The sequence below is a fragment of the Novipirellula rosea genome (assembly GCF_039541335.1).
GTDB lineage: Bacteria > Planctomycetota > Planctomycetia > Pirellulales > Pirellulaceae > Novipirellula > Novipirellula rosea.
Genome location: NZ_BAABGA010000048.1, coordinates 94,478 through 111,989, shown reverse-complemented (window position 1 = coordinate 111,989; position 17,512 = coordinate 94,478). Strand labels below are relative to the sequence as shown.

Genomic DNA, 17,512 nt, shown 5'->3' with positions numbered 1-17,512 from the left:
ATTCATCCGTCTTCTGTGCCGCAGTGGGACTCTGCGAAGGCGGTTGCCTCCCCCCCCCATGAAATCGATTGGATGTTCGTCGACCAATGTGATCGATTGCAGTCAGTGAACTGGTTGTGAACCGATCACGGTTGGATTTCGTTGCTGAATTGACGCGGGGAAATGCTGATGAACGGGTTGCCTGGATGACACCTCATCGATTCACGCGATGGAGCGAGTCCGGTGGCATGACGATTGCTTAATGCGTCGAATTCGCCAACGAACGTGCTAGCCCTTTTTTGCAAGCAATACAACCGCGATCCATCCATTCGACGTTCGGCATGTTTGGCGTCTGGACTTGGTTACGGCAGAGGTTTATCTTTCCGCACCCCAACTACAAAAAACTGACGACACGAACGAGATGAGCGATTTAAACCGTAAGATTATTATCGCCATCCCCAAGATTACCGCCGTCATTGAAAAGCATACTCAAAATGACTTTAGGCATTACAAGACAACCACGCTGACGCGGCGAATTCGTCGGCGGATCCTCGTACTGAAGCTGTCTTCGGTTGATGACTATATCGAACTGTTGCAATCGTCACGCGAGGAGGTCTTTCGGCTATTCCGTGACTTGTTGATCAGTGTCACGGCGTTTTTTCGAGACGCAAACGCGTTCGAGTCTCTGGCACGCGACGTCTTGAAGCCGCTGGTACATCGGCATCAGGGCGAAGTCCCGCTTCGGATCTGGATCCCTGGCTGTGCGACGGGCCAGGAAGCCTATTCGATTGCGATACTGATAGCCGAAATCCTCGAGCAATGCGACAAGGAAATCAGCGTACAGATCTTTGCTACCGATCTCGATGAACGTGCGTTGTCGGTTGCGAGGTCGGGGAGTTATCCGATTGGGATTCAGGATGAAATTACCGAACAGCGGTTGCAAAGGTTTTTCAGCAAACGCGGGAACCGCTATTTTGTGACCAAGAAAATTCGCGACATGATCTTGTTTTCCGCACACAACTTGATCAGTGATCCACCGTTTACGAAGGTCGATCTGATCTCGTGTCGCAATCTGCTGATTTATCTCGGGGCCCATCTGCAAAAGAAGCTCATTCCGCTTTTTCACTACTCGCTACAACCCGGTGGTTATCTTTTTCTCGGGCCTGCCGAAACCCTCTCGGTTAACCGAGAGCTGTTTCGAACGTTACACACCAAACATCGACTTTATCAGCGACGTGTCACCACCCTCGATCGCCCTAAAACCCTCGAGCCACTCGTGATGAACCTGAATCGTTTTGGCACCCATGCGGATGCGGGCAACAGCGAACTCGACCTGTTTCGGTATTCACAGCAGATCATCTTAAGTGAGTTCGCTCCGCAATGGATCGTTTGCGATGACGAAGGTCAGATCCATTCATTGTCATCGGATCCGGCTCCGTTCCTGAAAATAACGGGAGGCAATTTTAAGAACAACATCATCACGATGGCGCACGAGAATTTGCGAACCGGTCTACGTGCTGCGTTTAGCGAATCGAAAGAGCATCGACGTCGGGCATTATCCGAGGGCATGTCGATTCCGGTTGAAGGTGGCATCCAGCGAGTTCATATCACGGTTCAGCCGGTGCCGGAAATGGGATCGGATCAAAATCTGCACCTCGTCGTTTTCCATCGTATCGGTTCCCCTCTGCATGCCACTATCAACGATGATTCGGTCAAAACAGGTGGCGGCGGAGGACTCGTCGACTCGACGGCGGGGCAAGTCATCGAGCAATTAGAACTCGAGCTTCTGCGCACTCGCGACGCACTTGAACGCACGGTTCAAGAACTCGAAGCATCGAACGAAGAGCTGAAGTCGTCCAACGAAGAATTGCTCTCGATGAACGAAGAGATGCAATCGGCCAACGAAGAGCTCGAAGCATCCAAAGAGGAATTGCAAACCAGTAACGAAAATCTCGTCCGCAGCAACAACGATATCCAAAATTTGCTTCGCAGTACTAGGATTGCGACGATCTTTTTAGATAACCAGTTGTGCATTCGTAGTTTCACGCCCGCGGTGAAAAAGATTTATGATCTGCGTGAAAGTGATGTCGGTCGCAAGCTGACGAAATTTGCATCCGAGGTCGAGGGGATGCCGCCGCTTCCTGATCCACGAACGCTGTCGGACGACGATGAACTCGAGGATATGATCGGACAGATTGCCGGTCGTACTTACATTCGCCGGGTGACCGCGTACCGCGGCAGCGACGGAGAGCACGATGGCATCGTTGTTACCTTTAGTGATGTGACCGAACTGAGCGACAGCCAAGAGTTGTTCAAGACTCTGGTCGATGTTGCAGCGCAGATCGTTTGGACGACGGATGCGGAAGGCCGAGTCGTGGAAGATTCGCCGAGTTGGCGTGCATTTACCGGTCAATCTTACGAGCAGTGGGTTGGAAACGGTTGGGTCAACGTCGTTCACCCCGACGATCGCGAAGGCATCGGGCAGGCGTGGAAGGTTTGCGTTGACAATGGCAAATCGCTTGACCACGAGTTTCGTTTGCGACATCACAGTGGCGTTTACCGCTGGACTCAGGTGCGAGCAGCCCCTATCCGCAATCGCGATGGATCGATCCGCCGCTGGGTTGGAATGAACATTGATATCCATGATCGGATCATGGCGGAAACCAATTTGCGTCGCAGCGAAGAACTGGTCCGCACGATCGCCGAGAACTCGACCAATGCGTTGATCATGATGGATGAAAAAGGTTACTTGACTTATTGTAACCAAGCCTGCCTGGAGATGACTGGTTTCGATGAAGACGAGATTCGGTCGAAACCGCTACACGATCTGATTCATCACCATTATCCCGACGGACGCCCCTATCCGATGGCGGAATGCCCGATCGATCGTGCATTGCCAGAGGATTTCAGCGTGCGTGCGCACGAAGATTTGTTCTTTCGCAAAGACGGCACGTCGTTTCCCGTGATGTGCGCCGCTAGCCCGATTTTCCGCCACGGGGTGCCGGTTTCAACCGTGATCGAAGTTCGCGACATTAGCCATCCGAAAATGGTCGAAGCGGAGCTTCGCGAGAGCGAGGTGCGATTCCGAGAGATGACCAATGCGGCGCCCGCGATGATCTGGGTGACCGATGAAAATCATTACTGCACCTTTCTGTCGCAGAGTTGGTATGACTTCACCGGCCAATCGGAAGAAGAGGGGCACGGATTGGGGTGGACCACCGCCGTTCATCCCGATGACCAGGAAGCGGCGAAGAAACAATTTTTAAACGCAGCGGACCAGCGTGCTGAATACGAGATCGATTTTCGGCTACGACAAAAGGATGGTTCCTATCGCTGGGTCATTGATGCTGGAAAACCGCGCTTTGACAAAGATGGGAACTTCGCTGGCTATGTCGGTAGTGTGATTGACACGCACGATCGTCACGAGGCCGTCAGGAAGATCTCGATCAGTGAAGAGCGTTTGCGAAACGCTGCTGAAGCCGCTGGTTTCGGGATGCTGCACGCTGACTTGGTCGCCGGGACGGTTGGGTATTCCGATGAGTTTAAACGACTGATCGGTTTGCCGGACGATGCGGAGCAATACGTTCTGGATCACAAAATCCCGGACTGGGTTCATCCCGACGACCGCGAGATTTGTTTCCGTTTTTTCAAACGGCTGCTAAGGCTGCCCGAAGGCGTCAGTGACACGGTCGAGCACCGCGTGCTAAGAAGCGATGGTGAAGTTCGGTGGGTGCGAATCCATGCGCGGCCGATTTACACCGGCGAAGGCGAGAAAACCCGAGCGACACAGTTGATCGGAACGTTGATTGACATAACGCAGCAGCGTGAATTCGAAGCGTCGCTGCGCGAAGCGCGTGAACAAGCCGAAGCGGCAAACGAGTCGAAAAGTGCCTTCCTGGCCAACATGAGTCATGAAATTCGCACTCCCATGACTGCCATCTTAGGCTACACCGACTTGATCGCTGAAAAGGTTCACGATGATGAGGCGTTGATGTGGGTTCGCACCATCCGCCGCAATGGTGATTTCTTATTGGACATCATCAATGACATCTTGGATTTGTCCAAGATCGAAGCAGGGAAGTTGGACATCGCTCAAGAGACGTTTTCACTCGCTCGGCTGATCGAAGATGTTCGCGTCATCATGGACGTCCGTGCCAGCGAGCGAGGCATCCAGCTCTCCGTCGAATACCAGACACCGTTGCCAGCCTGGGTTCTGTCCGATGGGAAGCGTTTGAAACAGATTCTGATCAATCTTGTCGGGAACGCGATCAAATTTACTCCTGAAGGTGCCGTCACGTTGCAGGTGTCATTTGCATCCAGGCAACTTCGTTTTGATATTATCGATACGGGCGTCGGCATTAGTGACAAGCAACTTGCAAATCTATTTCAGCCGTTTTCTCAAGGGGATGGAAACGTCAATCGCGAGTTTGGTGGCACCGGATTAGGACTCGCGATCAGTCAACGCTTGGCACAAATGCTCGGCGGCGAGATCACGGTCGAAAGTGCTTTGGGACGCGGTAGCAAATTCACCGTCATTGTCGCGGTGGCGGAAGTCGCTGATTCCGGCGTCGTCTCACCCAACGCAACCGATCTCGCTTTGCGAAATTCGCAAAAATCGGTAACGGTCAATGCCGAGATTCTGATCGTCGATGACCGCCGCGACATTCGTTTTTTGAGCAAGACGTTTTTGACTCAAGCGGGCGCAAATGTCAGTGAAGCCGAAGACGGCCAGTTGGCGATCGACATGGTCAAACGTTCGATCAACGAGGGACAGGTGTATCATCTGATTTTGTTAGACATGCAGATGCCACGGCTTGATGGCTATCAAACCGCACAGCGATTGCGTCAACTCGGTTACCATGGCCCGATCATCGCGCTGACCGCCGATGCCATGCAAGGTGATATGAACCGGTGTATCGAGGCCGGATGTAACGACTATCTGAGCAAGCCGATCGACAAGACAGGAATGCTAGAGAAAATCGAGCAACATTTGCAAAATGGCGCTGGAGGAATGGTCCCAGATTCAACAAAGAGTCATTGGCAACCCTCTGGGAAATAGAACGTTCTGAAACAAAGTGAGCCGGCTGAGGTTGCGGCTTCTTCGGTGTTTGCGATCGCCGCCGCACAAATGGCCAATTGTGCCAGCGTGATCGCTGATTGTGCCAGCGTGAAAAGATAAACGGTTTCAGCAGCTGCCACGAAATCGGCACTGCCACAAAATCGCCACTGTCACGAAATCGGCACACCGATTGCATGGACCAACTGGCAAAGGGAAAAACCAATGGAAGGTCAAAAATCCTCATCTGTCAACTATGTAAGGAGACATTCAAATGGTTGCGCTGACCTCAACGTGCTCGGAAATCTTCCGCTTCGACAAGCTCGGAGTCGTCATTCGTGTCGATCGCATTGGCCGACAAACAACTTTGGTTGAGGTCACGATGTCCGACACGTTATTCGAGGACGAATTTGTTGCAAACCGATGGCTCAACCATTCGTCCAATACGGTCGCAATGGAAGATGCATCCAAGCACAGGCATGCGATTCGAAACCGGCTACAGTCTGCAAGTTTATCGTTGGATGTACTGAAGCGTTGGTCAGCCGAAGACGCCGCGTCGGACGTGGAACGAATACTGGAAATCGCAGTCGAGTCGCTCGGCGAACTTGAGTCGATGGCTGTCTGATTCCTGTCTAACAAGATTCCTGACTAGCAAAACGCCTGTCTAGCAAGACGTTGGATTATCGCATCTCGTTGGCTTTGTTTTTGAATCGAGAGCCATGATCTGCATTTAGAGGCGGATCATCGATCGATAGTGGCGTGCCAGTCTCTCGAAACGTGTTGATTCGTTGGTGTGCTCGTTGGGCATGAGCGTCTGATGGTTGTTTTTCGCCACCGCCGCACTTGCGTGAATGTCCCTCGCGTAACGTGGTACGACTGAGTGCTGCTGCCAATCGAATTCGCGTTGTTGAAAGAGATTTCATTCGACGGATGCCCAGCGTCTTGGACACTATTTCGGAGTATTGGAAACTATTTCGGTGTTGCGACGTGAGGTTTGATCGCAGCGGGGATCAGCTTGAATCGCGGATCGCCTTCGACTGTGCGAATCGCTCGTTCGTCGCCCAGGTACTTGCGGCGTAGGTCCACGAACGGACGTTGGCGAGCCTCTTTCGATGGATCGTAATCGGGATTGATGGCTGGTGTGTATTTCACGTCGACGTTCGAATCAATCCAATCATTCAATTGAACGAATAACTCACGAGCCTTCTCTGGCATCGCCGCAGACAATTCGTTCTGCTCGTAAGGATCCTTCGTAATGTTGTACAGTCGCAGCGCACCGGACCAATCGAAAATCAATTTCCAATCCCCACTGCGAACTGCGGATGAAGGAGCCGACGGCAAGTCGTCCTCGGGGTTCTTGACGATCACATTCAGAGGATAGTGCTGATAAAAAGTATCGCGAGTGTATCCACGTTTCGCATTGGCGGGGTCGCCAAGCAGTGGGGCCAGACTACGCCCGTCGATGCCGCCCGGTTGGATATGCTCGGAAAGCTCATAGCCGGCCAAATCCAACACCGTCGGGAAGATGTCGTTGCAATCCACCGGTACGTTGCACCAGCGATCTCCGTCGACATGGCCTTTCCAGCGAATCACCAAGGGCACGCGAATGCCACCTTCGAAGTGCGTCCCCTTGCCACCCTTAAACGGCGCGTTGTTGGTCGCGAGCGGATCGGTGTACATCACGCCGCCGTTGTCACTCATGAAGACAACCAACGTGTTTTCGTCCAGCCCGGTTGCTTCGAGCGTATCGAGAATCCGGCCGACCGAGACATCCAACCGTTTTAGCATCGCTGCGTAGATTGCATTATCATGGCCGTTCCAACCGCGTGTCGGTTTCTTTTCAAAGTGGGCGACATCATCGGCGCGTCCTTGAAACGGAGTGTGAACCGCAAAGTGACAAAAGTGCAGAAAGAAGGGCTTGCCGTTTGTCGCCTGCGCATCGTCTCGACGACGCAAGTAATCGATTGCATGCTCGGTCAGTTCATCGGTGAGATATTCCTGCCCAAGGTTTCCGCCCGATTTTCCACGCAACAATTTCGGCTGCGGTGTTTTGGGGTGCAGCTTTTGTCCGCTATCCCAAATGCCTCGCCAATTGAAGTAGGGCGATCCGCCTTCGTCGAGATACGAGATCTCTTCAAAACCTTGATCGGCCGGCTGCCAGCCCTGCGATCCATGACCACCCACATGCCATTTACCGATAAAGGCAGCGTCATGTTCGGGCATCGCTTCGGCGATCGTCGTTTCGTTTTGTCCATTGTCCGATGGTTGGCCTGACGCCAGTGCATCGCGGGTGGTACCGTTGAGCAAGGCTTGCTGAATCTCAATTTTGTCTTCCCAGACCAACGCGTCCTGAGCGACATAGCCTTGCGGTGGCTCGACCGCTTGGTTGTAGAACGTTCGCACATTACCACCGACTGCCGTCGTAAATCCCGTGCGCGCCGCGTACTTGCCCGTCAACAGACTAGCCCGCGCCGGTGAACACAGATGGCAAGCGTACGCCTGCGAGAACGCAAGTCCTTCCTTGGTCAGACGATCGAGGTTCGGCGTTTCGTAGTACATCTGCGCAGGATCGGTCCCCGTGAACTTTCTCGCGTAGGCATTCATGTCAACGATGCCCAGATCGTCCGCGAGAATGACGATCACATTGGGCTTTGCGGCATCGAGCGAAGAATTGAATGCCAAGCTGAAGCAAAAAAGAAGAAGGAACAATCGATTCATCGTGAGGACCGTGGTAAGAATTGTGTTGCAGGCGACGGAGTGGGAGCAGTGCGAGTCAAGTTGAGGGATCAACAAGCTGGGACTTTTCCGAGGAGTATTTTGTCCACAGTGCATCCAACCGCGAGGCGATTTCACTTTCGTTACCCACGATTAACCAGTAGCGATATCGAAACGTTGTCTTGCGGCCTAGCGGCACGCGGTCGATCGGTGCGACATGCATACACGGGCCGGCTGCGGGATCGTTACTTTGACCGCCGCCGTGAGGGCCGAAATTCCAACTCTCACCAGCCGTGGGCGAAAAGACCGCGACGCCCTGACCGGATGGCTCGAACATTGCCATTGCTTTGCGAGGCGGAGTTGTACGGCCCCACGGCGGTCCAGGCGGTTGGTGTTCGGGCCGCCATTTTCCATCGCCGAGATAGCTTTTCACGGATTCGAAGTTGCGAGTGAAGTAACAGGCAGGGACCTCTTGAGGACTGCTTTTTGTCTCGCCCCAAGGATCGTCGTCGCGACGCAGCGTCTTGATTTCACATTGCACGCAAACGACACCTGGCATGTTCGGCTCCAGCGTCGTCCACTGACGCATCACGGCCTCTGCCTCTTCATCGGGCATGTCCCAAAGCTTGGGGATCGTTTCCGAGTACAAGGTACTGCCTGTCTTTTCAAACGCAGTCACTCGTGCCCAAGATCCTTTGCTGCCCTCGCTGCCGACACCTCCGCCTTGGATGGGATTCCATGACCAAGGACTCCACGCTTTATTTTGTCCTTCGGACGTTCGATCAAGTCGACGACCCGCGTAATAGGATTGTTGAATCAAACGACCCGGATCGGCAATGTTGACGATGTTTCTCGGATAGGCGTCCGATGACAACCACGTGATCGCGCCGCCTTTCTCGCGATCAATACCAACCTTTACCGACCCGTTGTCAATCATTAACAAGTCAGCGGCGGGTAGTGAAGTCGTAATCAGAAAGCAGCAAAGCATGACCACACCCGCAGGTCGCTTGCTAAGGCAACACGAATCCATCATCACCGTTTTTCGGGTGGATGGGGAAAGGGCCTGTTTCAATCGGGTGACTAAACCACGCTCGTCTCGTCGAAATATTTGATTCATCGATCGCGGATAAGGTCGAGGGATATTTATCATTTGGTTATCGCTTGTCGTTTTTGTTGCGGTCTCGCCGTAGGTTGTACTTCGATTCTTTGGGAATGCGTCGGCGTGGAGCCGCCTGCTTGGGCAGGCCTTCGGCCAGTCTGGCCTTCGTCGCAATCATGTCCGAAGAATCAGCCAAATTAGTAAACTCATGCGGATCGTTTTTCAAGTCGTAGAGTTCTTCAAAACCGTCGTGATAGCGAATGAACCGATATGACAAAAGTATCGGGACAGTACGATCGCTGGAGAAAGCCCGTCGCGTCACCGTTTGCACTCTTCGCTTCAGTATCTATGCTTGCGGCCCACCCTTCTCACAGGAAAAATGAAAAACTCGTAAGAAATTCTGACAGATATCGCGTAGAGCGGCATACTACTCCCACAATCATTCATCCTCACTTGTGGTACACCGATGCTCTGTATTCGATTCGTTATTCTTCTAATGTTTTTGGCAACAGCGACGGCGACGGCTCAGGGGGAAACGCCAGCGCTGCATCAATTGCTTGAACGAGCAGACCCGGCGGATATCGCCGCGGAGGCTCGTCGCCGTGGCGATCCGGCTCGCGGAGCCCTGGTGTATTTCAAATCTGCCGCTGGCTGCATTCAATGTCATGAGAGTGCTGCTGATCCGATGGCGGGTCAGGATTCGCCACTTGGCCCAGACCTATCGCGACTCGGCGACGAAGTCACCGACGTTCATTTGGTGGAGGCTTTGTTGCATCCGTCCAAGTCGATCCGCAAAGGGTATGGGACGGTTCAAGTGTTAACGGTCGATGGTGATGTCCGGTCCGGAATGTTCGTTCGCGAAGACGACGAGACACTGGTGCTGCGTGACGCCGCAAACTTACAGTCCGAAATCGTGATCGCACAGGATGATATCGAAGCACGCAGCGAGCAAAAGATTTCGATGATGCCGGGCGGATTGATGGCGACATTTAACTCTCAGCGTGAGGTCCTCGACCTCATCAGCTACTTGTTTGCGATTCAGGCGGGCGGTCCCGCGCGGGCAAGTGAGTTGAAACCGAGTGCAGATCAATTGGTTGTCGCAGACGACACCGCCAATTTAAATCACGCCGGCATCCTGAGGAGAGTTGAGAAGACACACGCGAAAGGCGGAAAACAGATTTTCGAAGCATCGTGCGTGCAATGTCACGGAGCAGACGGGAATACGCCGTCGCTGGCCACGGCACGCGCGTTTGGTAAACAAAAATTGAAGTTTGGTGCTGATCCCTACAGCATGTTCCAGACGCTTTCCAAGGGCAACGGATTGATGGCTGCGACCACTGCGTTATCACCAAAAGAACGTTATGCGGTCATTGGCTACATTCGCAATCGCTTCATGAAAGATTCCAACCCCGACTATCGACCGATCACGAATGAGTATCTGAAATCACTGCCAACCGGTACGGATATGGGAGACTTCAAACCGGATCCTGATCGTGACTATGGACCGGCGTTGGCGTCTCAGTTGGGGCGCGACATCAACAGTGCTCTAACAGTCACCCTGGGCGACCAGACGATCGCTTACAACCTGCACACGATGGACCAAGCCGGCCTTTGGACAGACGGTTTTCTCGACGTCGATCAAACCCAACACAAACGGGGGCGCGGCGAAGGCTACTCGCAGCCCAAGGGGACTCCGGTACCCGGCTTGGCGACTTGGCGGTGGGGACACGATGAATCGCTCGACTACCCGACCGATGACGTGTTGCCACGCGGACCGTTGCCACAGCGCTGGCTGGACTATCGTGGTCACTATCTGCATGGCGACCGAATCGTTCTTTCCTACGCGATTGATGGACGCAAAATCCTTGAAGTTCCTTCCGCGATCGACGGTAAAACCGCCGTACGTCAAACGCTGCGAATCGGCGAGGGAAAGGCTTTGATTTTGGCCGTTGGACCGCACCAACCTCAAATCAGCGGAGACACCACCGGCGTCACCGTAACGCTCGATAAACAGCAACATTGGGTCGTGCGAATTCCCCGCGACAACGATTCGCGTTTGCTCGACATCGTGCGGTTTGCAAATGCCGATGCGGATTCGCCAAAGCGTAAGAACTTAAGTCTGGAGCGGATCGATCCGGCTGAGATGGTCGCAGGTGGTGACTTACGCTGGCCGCAAACGCTTGAAACGGTTGGGTACCGCGGTTTTCAAGACGGGGCCTACGCTGTCGATACAATTTCGGTTCCTGAGTCGACCCCGTGGAACACTTGGTTTCGTACGTCCGCGATCGATTTCTTTCCCGACGGCCGACTCGCCGTTGCCACCGTCGGTGGAGATGTTTGGATCGTTTCAGGTGTGGATGACGACCTGATGAACCTGAAATGGAAGCGGTTTGCTGGTGGCATGTACGAACCGTTCGGGATCAAGGTCGTCGACGGACTGATCTACGTAACATGCAAAGATCGGCTGACGCGTTTACACGACCTGAACAACGACGGCGAAGCTGATTTCTACGAAAGCTTCAGCGCTGACACGGATGTTTCGACCTACTTTCATGCGTTCAACTTTGATCTGCAAACCGACAGCCAGGGCAACTTTTATTACGCCAAGAGTGGACAGTATACGGATTACAAGTTGCCTGGCGCGGTCGTGAAGGTCTCGCCGGATGGCAAGACACGCAGCATCGTTTGCACTGGTCTGCGGACGCCAAATGGCATGGGCATTCTGCCCGATGATCGGCTAACCGTTAGCGATAATCAAGGCACATGGATGCCGGCATCGAAGGTCAACTTGGTAAAACCCGGCGGTTTCTATGGCTACGTTCAAAACCAAAAGGGTGGCGCATGGGCACCGGATGGTGGTCGGATCGACGCTAGGAACGTAGTGCCGCCAAAGACGTTCGACCCGCCGCTGATTTGGATGCCACAAGAGGTCGACAATTCGTCGGGCGGCCAAGTGTATGTCGATGACTCACGCTGGGGACCGTTGGCGGGACGTCTTCTGCACACCAGCTTTGGGCAAGGCAGTTTGTTTTATCTGATGACCCAGAAAATCGGTGGCACCGAACAGGCAGCGCTGATCAAATTCCCACACGATTTCGGTACCGGAATCATGCGTGGCCGAGTGAACCCCGTCGACAGTCAACTCTATCTCACAGGACTCAACGGGTGGAACGACAACGGTCGCGCGGGTCTTGCCGACAACGGTATCTACCGAGTGCGGTACACGGGCAAACCGCTTCGCATGATTGAAGATTGCCAAGTTGAATCGGGCGGCCTTCGCATTCAGTTCAACTTCCCCGTCGATCCCGCTTCGGCAACCGACGTCGCCTCGTACGCCGCTCAACAGTGGAACTACAAGTGGACCAAGAATTATGGATCGGACCATTATCACCCTGAAACCGGAGAGCTTGGCGAGCAATCGGTGGCAATCTCGAGCGTCCAGTTATCCGAAGATCACAAGTCGGTGCTGCTGAAAATTCCTGGGCTTCGTCCCGTCAATCAATTGCGTTTGCAATTGAATGTTAACGACGAATCCGGTGCAACATTCAGCGAACAGGTTTACTGGACCATTCATAATGTCGTTCCACCAAGTGCAACGCGTTAAGCTTCATGTGGGATAGGCTTCCAGGCTCGTCAATGCAGACAATACAGACATGACAGGCTAGAAGTTTTTTGTACCCCACGACAATTACGAGCTTATCCCGATAGGGATTTCCAGCAATTAGCCGGTGGTTTGAGCGCAGCGAACACCACCGGAAAACGAATCATTCCACAATCGTTGACCCTGAAAGGGTCACAGGTGACGGTGCTGTGACCCTTTCAGGGTCAAAACCGCAGTTGAACGTCGGATTCCGTAGGTGGCGCTCCGCTTACCTACGGCTAATTGCTTAAATCCCTATCGGGATAAGGTGACAATTCGCTCGACATGAGTTGTGGGGTATAAAAAGGCTGGAAGCCTATCCCACTTACTTTTTTTGTTTGCCCTTGCCTGGCTTGCCAACAATCGCTGCCTGATTCTGCTTGAAGCCTGCTGCATCGCGTTTGGCGATCAGTTGTGCTCGCAGCATCTTCACCACCGCGGCATACTCTGGACTATTTGCTTGGTTTGTGAATTCGCCCGGGTCTTTTTTCAGATCGTACAGCTCCGAGCCGTTCTCGCCAAAGCCCCACTGAGTGAAGCGATAGTCCATTGTGCGAATCGATTCCCCACCGCTGCGGCTGATAGTGAATGCTTGGTCCTTCTTCCAGGAAGACGATTCGGTATCAACCAGAAGTGGTTTCAAGCTTGTTCCCTGAAGCGTGTCCGGAGCGGGAAGGCTGGCCAGTTCGGCCAGAGTCGGATAAAGATCGACCAGTTCCGTGATCTTTGTAGTGCTACGGCCGTGCTGATCCTTGAGCCACGGCACGCTGATGATGAATGGCACACGCGTGGCCTCTTCGAACAAGTGCTGCTTCTGGTATTTGTGGTGATGCCCCAAAAGGTAGCCGTGATCACTGGTGAATACGACAATCGTATTATCCGCCAACCCCTTTTCTTCCAAAGCATCCAGGACGCGTCCGACCTGTGCGTCCATGTAGGAAACACTGGCGTAGTAGGCCTGTAACAGCCCTTTGTGCAGTTCCGGCGTCACCCCGTACGTTGTGCTGTTTCGTTTGTAATTGCGGATGATTCCTGGCACATCGTCCAAGTCATTCTCCGGCACCTCTGGTGCTTCCATTGCCTCTCGATCGTATTGGTCGAAATACTTTTTCGGTGCGACCAGAGGCACGTGCGGTCTCACAAATCCCACGGCTAGAAAAAACGGTTTGTCTTTCACCTGGTTAAGCATCTCGATGGCACGATCTGCTGCCATCCCATCGGCGTGTTCGCTGTCTCCGCTGGATGCAATCACCCCAGTAAAGCTCTGTGATCCTTTGTCTTTTGGCGACCAGTTCGTTAGTTCGCCGGGAGCGTTTTGTTCGGGAGCTTTGATGTTGATCGCTGTGTCCCATGAAAATGGATCATCGCTTTCCGCTGTTCCGTCGATGATCTCAAACGGAATGCCCATGTGATAAATCTTGCTGACTCGTCCCGCGTAGTAGCCGTTGTTGCGAAAAGTCTGCGACAGCGTTACCACATTGGGCATACTGCCTCGCAAGGTGCCTTCATTGCCCAGCGTCAAATTTGAATACGGATAAAGGCCAGACATGATCGAGGCACGCGACGCACCACAAACCGGATACTGACAGTGCATGTTCTGGAACTTGACGCCGCGCTGTGCCAGCCGATCGAGGTTGGGTGTTTTGCACTGCTTGTGCCCAAAACCGCTCAGTGCGGTATTCAGATCATCTGCAATCAGGAACAAAACGTTCGGCTTTTCAGCATGTGCCGGTGATTGCGGAATCAGTGTCGCTGCGATCATGGCAATAATGATCAGACAAGTCGTTTTCATCATTCGATTCTCATATAGCGAGTTGTAGACTTAATTCGTTCATCATCGCAGGTCTTCCAGGCTACGGTTGAGGCTTAGGACCTTCGGAGTCATTACTGACGTAGCGGAACTCGCGCGAGAGTTTCGGCCAGCCTGGAAAACGAAAGTCTTGACGACTTCCGCTACGGGAAAACCCGTCACTTATTGTTCCGACGGTGCTTAGATCGTGTGGTGTCGTTCGGCGTTATCTCTGGCAACGAAAAGTCTTTTAGCAGTTGCGGCGGTCCGCTGAGCGACTGGTCGTCGCCGACTTCTTTCATTCGCTTGGAAACCAGCTCGCGAAGTTCTGCCAGCTTCTCGGCGTGGTCAGGCAAGCCCGCGAGATCGTTCTGTTCGTACGGGTCCTGATCGAGTTGATAAAGTTCTTCGGCTGGATTGCTGTGATAGTCGTGCAAGAATGCTGACGCCTTCGGGTCGGTTTTTGCGGCGTCGATGTACGATTGCCAGTGGTGGCCGGCGTGTGCCCAGTGCCCGTCAATACGCGGCACTTCCTTGGCCCAGACGTCCGTGTGGGTGGTGTAAGCGAACTTGGGGTGCAGGTTGCGGATGTATTTCCACTTGCCCACGCGGACGCTGCGAATCGGGTAGACGTTCTTTTCGTTGTCACCTTTATGCGTTGCGAAGATCACGTCGCGATGCTGGTTGGTTTCGCCAACCAGCACTTTGGCGAACGAACGCCCGTCGATGCCTGCGGGCGACGTGCCACCGGCCAAGTCGATCAGCGTGGGCATCAGATCAATCCAACTGACCATCGCACCGGTCGATGAATTCGGCTTAATCTTGCCCGGCCAAACGGCAATCAACGGGGTGCGGATTCCTGTTTCGTACAGAGACCATTTTGCGAACGGCCACGGCATCCCATGATCGGACGTGTAAACGACCAAAGTGTTGTTCACATCCAGGTGTTTGGCGATCAATTCTCGAGTTTGCCCGACGCGGCGGTCGATGTCCTCGGCGCCTTCGACGTATCGCGTCATTTCCACTCGCGCTTCGTACGTGTCAAAAATCTTCGGCGGAATGACGACATCTTCGGGAGCAATTCGGGCCTCTTCTTTGGGCGGCCAAGCGGTATGCGTGTCGGTCCAACCAAGAAACAGTGCCAGCGGTGGCGCGTCCACGGGGCGTTGCTGGAGAAATGACTCCACCTGATCCAGTGTCATGGTTTGTTGCAAGCCGCCGCCGCCGAGAATCTTGACACTGTCCGGCACGTACTGGCCGAAGTGTTTCCGCCCGGCGTGGCCAACCTTCCCGTGGAAGACGATTTCGTAGCCTTGATCCAGTAGCGTCGGCAGCAGCGAATGGACGCCGGGCTTGAGTTCGAATTCGTGGTTGCCGACGATGCCGTTATTGTAAGGCATTCGCCCCGTAAACAGTGCCGCACGACTGGGCGCACAGGCTGGCGAGGCGACATAGGCATTGTCGAATCGAATCCCCTCTTCCGCCATTTTTTGCAGGTTGGGCGTTTGGAACTCGGGTGACCCATAAACGGAAGAGTGGTACACACCGTGATCGTCCGCAATGGTGATCACGAAATTCGGCGGTTTCGCGACGCAAACGGTTGCCTGGAACACTAGGCTGAAAAGCATCAGCGGTAAAAACGATCGTTGGCGAACAGTTGAATTCATAGGGTTTACTTAACGTTGATTGCTGTTTCTTGCATCAAAACAAGTCCCCGTGCACGTGAGTGCAAAGAGCTGTGGCGCGGACTTGACGTATGCTTGGATTCTATTTGTTGGCCGTTGCTTTCTTGCGAGCCTCACGTGGTTGTTACTTATGCTACCGCTTTGCCTTGGCTCTTGCGGGAGACTTTACGCGATTGGGCGTTTTTCCTTCTAGGTAGAAGTCGTAGTAATCGATCCACGCCGGTGTCATTGGGCCGGTCGCCAGCCCCGGTGGATCCAGCGTTTCGGACCACGTTGTCAGTTTGCGTCGCAGTCGGTCGGCGACCTCCGGATATTTCCTTAAGACATTGTGCTGCTCTTCAATGTCCGATTTGAGGTTATACAAATATTCACGCTCTCCTCCCCGCAGCAGCTTCCAATCGCCTTCGCGAATCGCGGCCTGAGCAATCCACCGCCACATCAATGCGTCGTGGGGTGCGGCCTTGTTTTCGCCGCTCAAAAATGGAATCAGGTTAACGCCGTCCAAATCACCGGGCTTGGTGTCAAGTTTTGCCAGTGACGCTGCCGTCGCAGCCACATCCAAGGCGCTGATGGGATGGTCGTAAATTTGGCCCGCGGGAATCGTGCCGGGCCACGAGATGACGAAGGGCACGTGCATGCCACCTTCGGCCAGCATTCCCTTTTCACCATTGAGTGGATCGTTGAGCGAACCGTCCCAACCCGGACCACCGCCCGGGGCGTCTCGTTTGTGAATTTTCAGCGGTGCTCCGTTGTCACCGATGTAGAAGATCAGTGTCTTTTCCGTCAGGTTGTGTTTTGCCAGCGTGCTTGTGATCAACCCCACGCCATCATCTACGGCCGAAAGCATGGCGAGTGCTTGACGGCGACGTTCCGGCATCTCACCCGGAAAGCGGTCGAGATATTTCTTTGTTGCGTCCAGTGGGACATGGGGAGCTCGGTAAGCCACGTACAGAAAGAACGGATCGTCTTTGTAACGGTCGATGATCGCCGCCGCCGCTTGGCTGCATCCGTCGATGTGATAGGCCTTGGTGGGCAACATGCCCATCTCGCGATCCTTTCCATCCAGGCCGATGTTGGCAGCGAATGGTCCGCCGCTGTTTTGGTTGTAGACATGTTTGAAGCCGTGATCGGTGATCTTTGGCCCCGCGCCAAGGTGCCATTTTCCGAACTGGGCAGTGATATATCCGGCGGACTGAAGTCGCTCGGCGATCGTGAGTTCTCGGTCAAAACCTTCGAGCGATTGGCCATTGGCTTCGACCCCAAACTTGGATTGGAATTTTCCTACCAGCAAACCTGCCCGAGACGGAATGCACTGCGGTGCAGTGCTGTACCCGTGTCGGGCCAGTACACCGCTGTTGGCAAGAGCGTCGACATTCGGAGTTCGCACATCATCAACCACACCCTGGCATGAAAGGTCGGCGTACCCGTGGTCGTCGGTATAGATCACGATAATGTTGGGACGGTCGTTGGCAGTCGCTGCTGCAGATAACAGCAACAACAGCAAGACGGTCTGTAGGGGCAGCGATTTCACGTGTTCACCTTTCGGGTG

10 protein-coding genes are annotated in these 17,512 nt (G+C 53.8%); 3 read left to right on the top strand and 7 right to left on the bottom strand.

Features of this window, described 5'->3' with window-relative positions:
• The first annotated feature begins 400 nt into the window (after positions 1-400).
• On the top strand, positions 401-5,038 hold the full coding sequence (locus tag ABD971_RS19380) for a PAS domain S-box protein (protein WP_345324742.1): 4,638 nt from the start codon (positions 401-403) through the stop codon (positions 5,036-5,038).
• A 271-nt stretch (positions 5,039-5,309) separates the two neighbouring features.
• On the top strand, positions 5,310-5,660 hold the full coding sequence (locus tag ABD971_RS19375) for a hypothetical protein (protein ID WP_345324741.1): 351 nt from the start codon (positions 5,310-5,312) through the stop codon (positions 5,658-5,660).
• A 55-nt stretch (positions 5,661-5,715) separates the two neighbouring features.
• On the opposite strand, the gene ABD971_RS19370 is transcribed toward ABD971_RS19375, so the two are convergent.
• The 4 genes from ABD971_RS19370 to ABD971_RS19355 are packed head-to-tail and all read right to left on the bottom strand — an operon-like array spanning position 5,716 to position 9,126.
• The gene (locus ABD971_RS19370; RefSeq protein WP_345324739.1) at positions 5,716-5,958 is read right to left on the bottom strand and encodes a hypothetical protein; all 243 of its coding nucleotides are present in this window, start codon (positions 5,956-5,958) and stop codon (positions 5,716-5,718) included.
• Between the two features lie 46 nt (positions 5,959-6,004).
• Positions 6,005-7,753, bottom strand: coding sequence for a sulfatase (locus tag ABD971_RS19365; RefSeq protein WP_345324737.1), 1,749 nt, complete (start codon positions 7,751-7,753; stop codon positions 6,005-6,007).
• A gap of 55 nt (positions 7,754-7,808) precedes the next feature.
• Positions 7,809-8,867, bottom strand: coding sequence for a hypothetical protein (locus ABD971_RS19360; RefSeq protein ID WP_345324735.1), 1,059 nt, complete (start codon positions 8,865-8,867; stop codon positions 7,809-7,811).
• Positions 8,868-8,904: 37 nt separating this feature from the next.
• Positions 8,905-9,126 (bottom strand): hypothetical protein, encoded by a 222-nt coding sequence (locus tag ABD971_RS19355; protein ID WP_345324733.1) that lies wholly within the window; start codon positions 9,124-9,126, stop codon positions 8,905-8,907.
• Between the two features lie 219 nt (positions 9,127-9,345).
• Between ABD971_RS19355 and ABD971_RS19350 the strand changes: the two genes are divergently transcribed.
• Complete coding sequence (locus ABD971_RS19350) at positions 9,346-12,453, top strand: DUF6797 domain-containing protein (RefSeq protein WP_345324731.1); 3,108 nt, start codon at positions 9,346-9,348, stop codon at positions 12,451-12,453.
• A gap of 361 nt (positions 12,454-12,814) precedes the next feature.
• Here ABD971_RS19350 and ABD971_RS19345 read toward each other — a convergent pair whose 3' ends face one another.
• The 3 genes from ABD971_RS19345 to ABD971_RS19335 all read right to left on the bottom strand — a co-directional run bounded on the left by ABD971_RS19345 (position 12,815) and on the right by ABD971_RS19335 (position 17,494).
• Positions 12,815-14,281 carry a sulfatase gene (locus ABD971_RS19345; RefSeq protein ID WP_345324729.1) on the bottom strand — a complete coding sequence of 489 codons (1,467 nt, stop codon included), beginning with the start codon at positions 14,279-14,281 and terminating at the stop codon, positions 12,815-12,817.
• A 176-nt stretch (positions 14,282-14,457) separates the two neighbouring features.
• Entirely contained in the window at positions 14,458-15,945 is a 1,488-nt protein-coding gene (locus ABD971_RS19340; protein ID WP_345324727.1) for a sulfatase family protein, read from the bottom strand.
• Positions 15,946-16,096: 151 nt separating this feature from the next.
• Positions 16,097-17,494: a sulfatase family protein gene (locus tag ABD971_RS19335; protein ID WP_345324725.1), complete on the bottom strand. Its 1,398-nt coding sequence runs from the start codon at positions 17,492-17,494 to the stop codon at positions 16,097-16,099.
• Positions 17,495-17,512 lie beyond the last annotated feature (18 nt).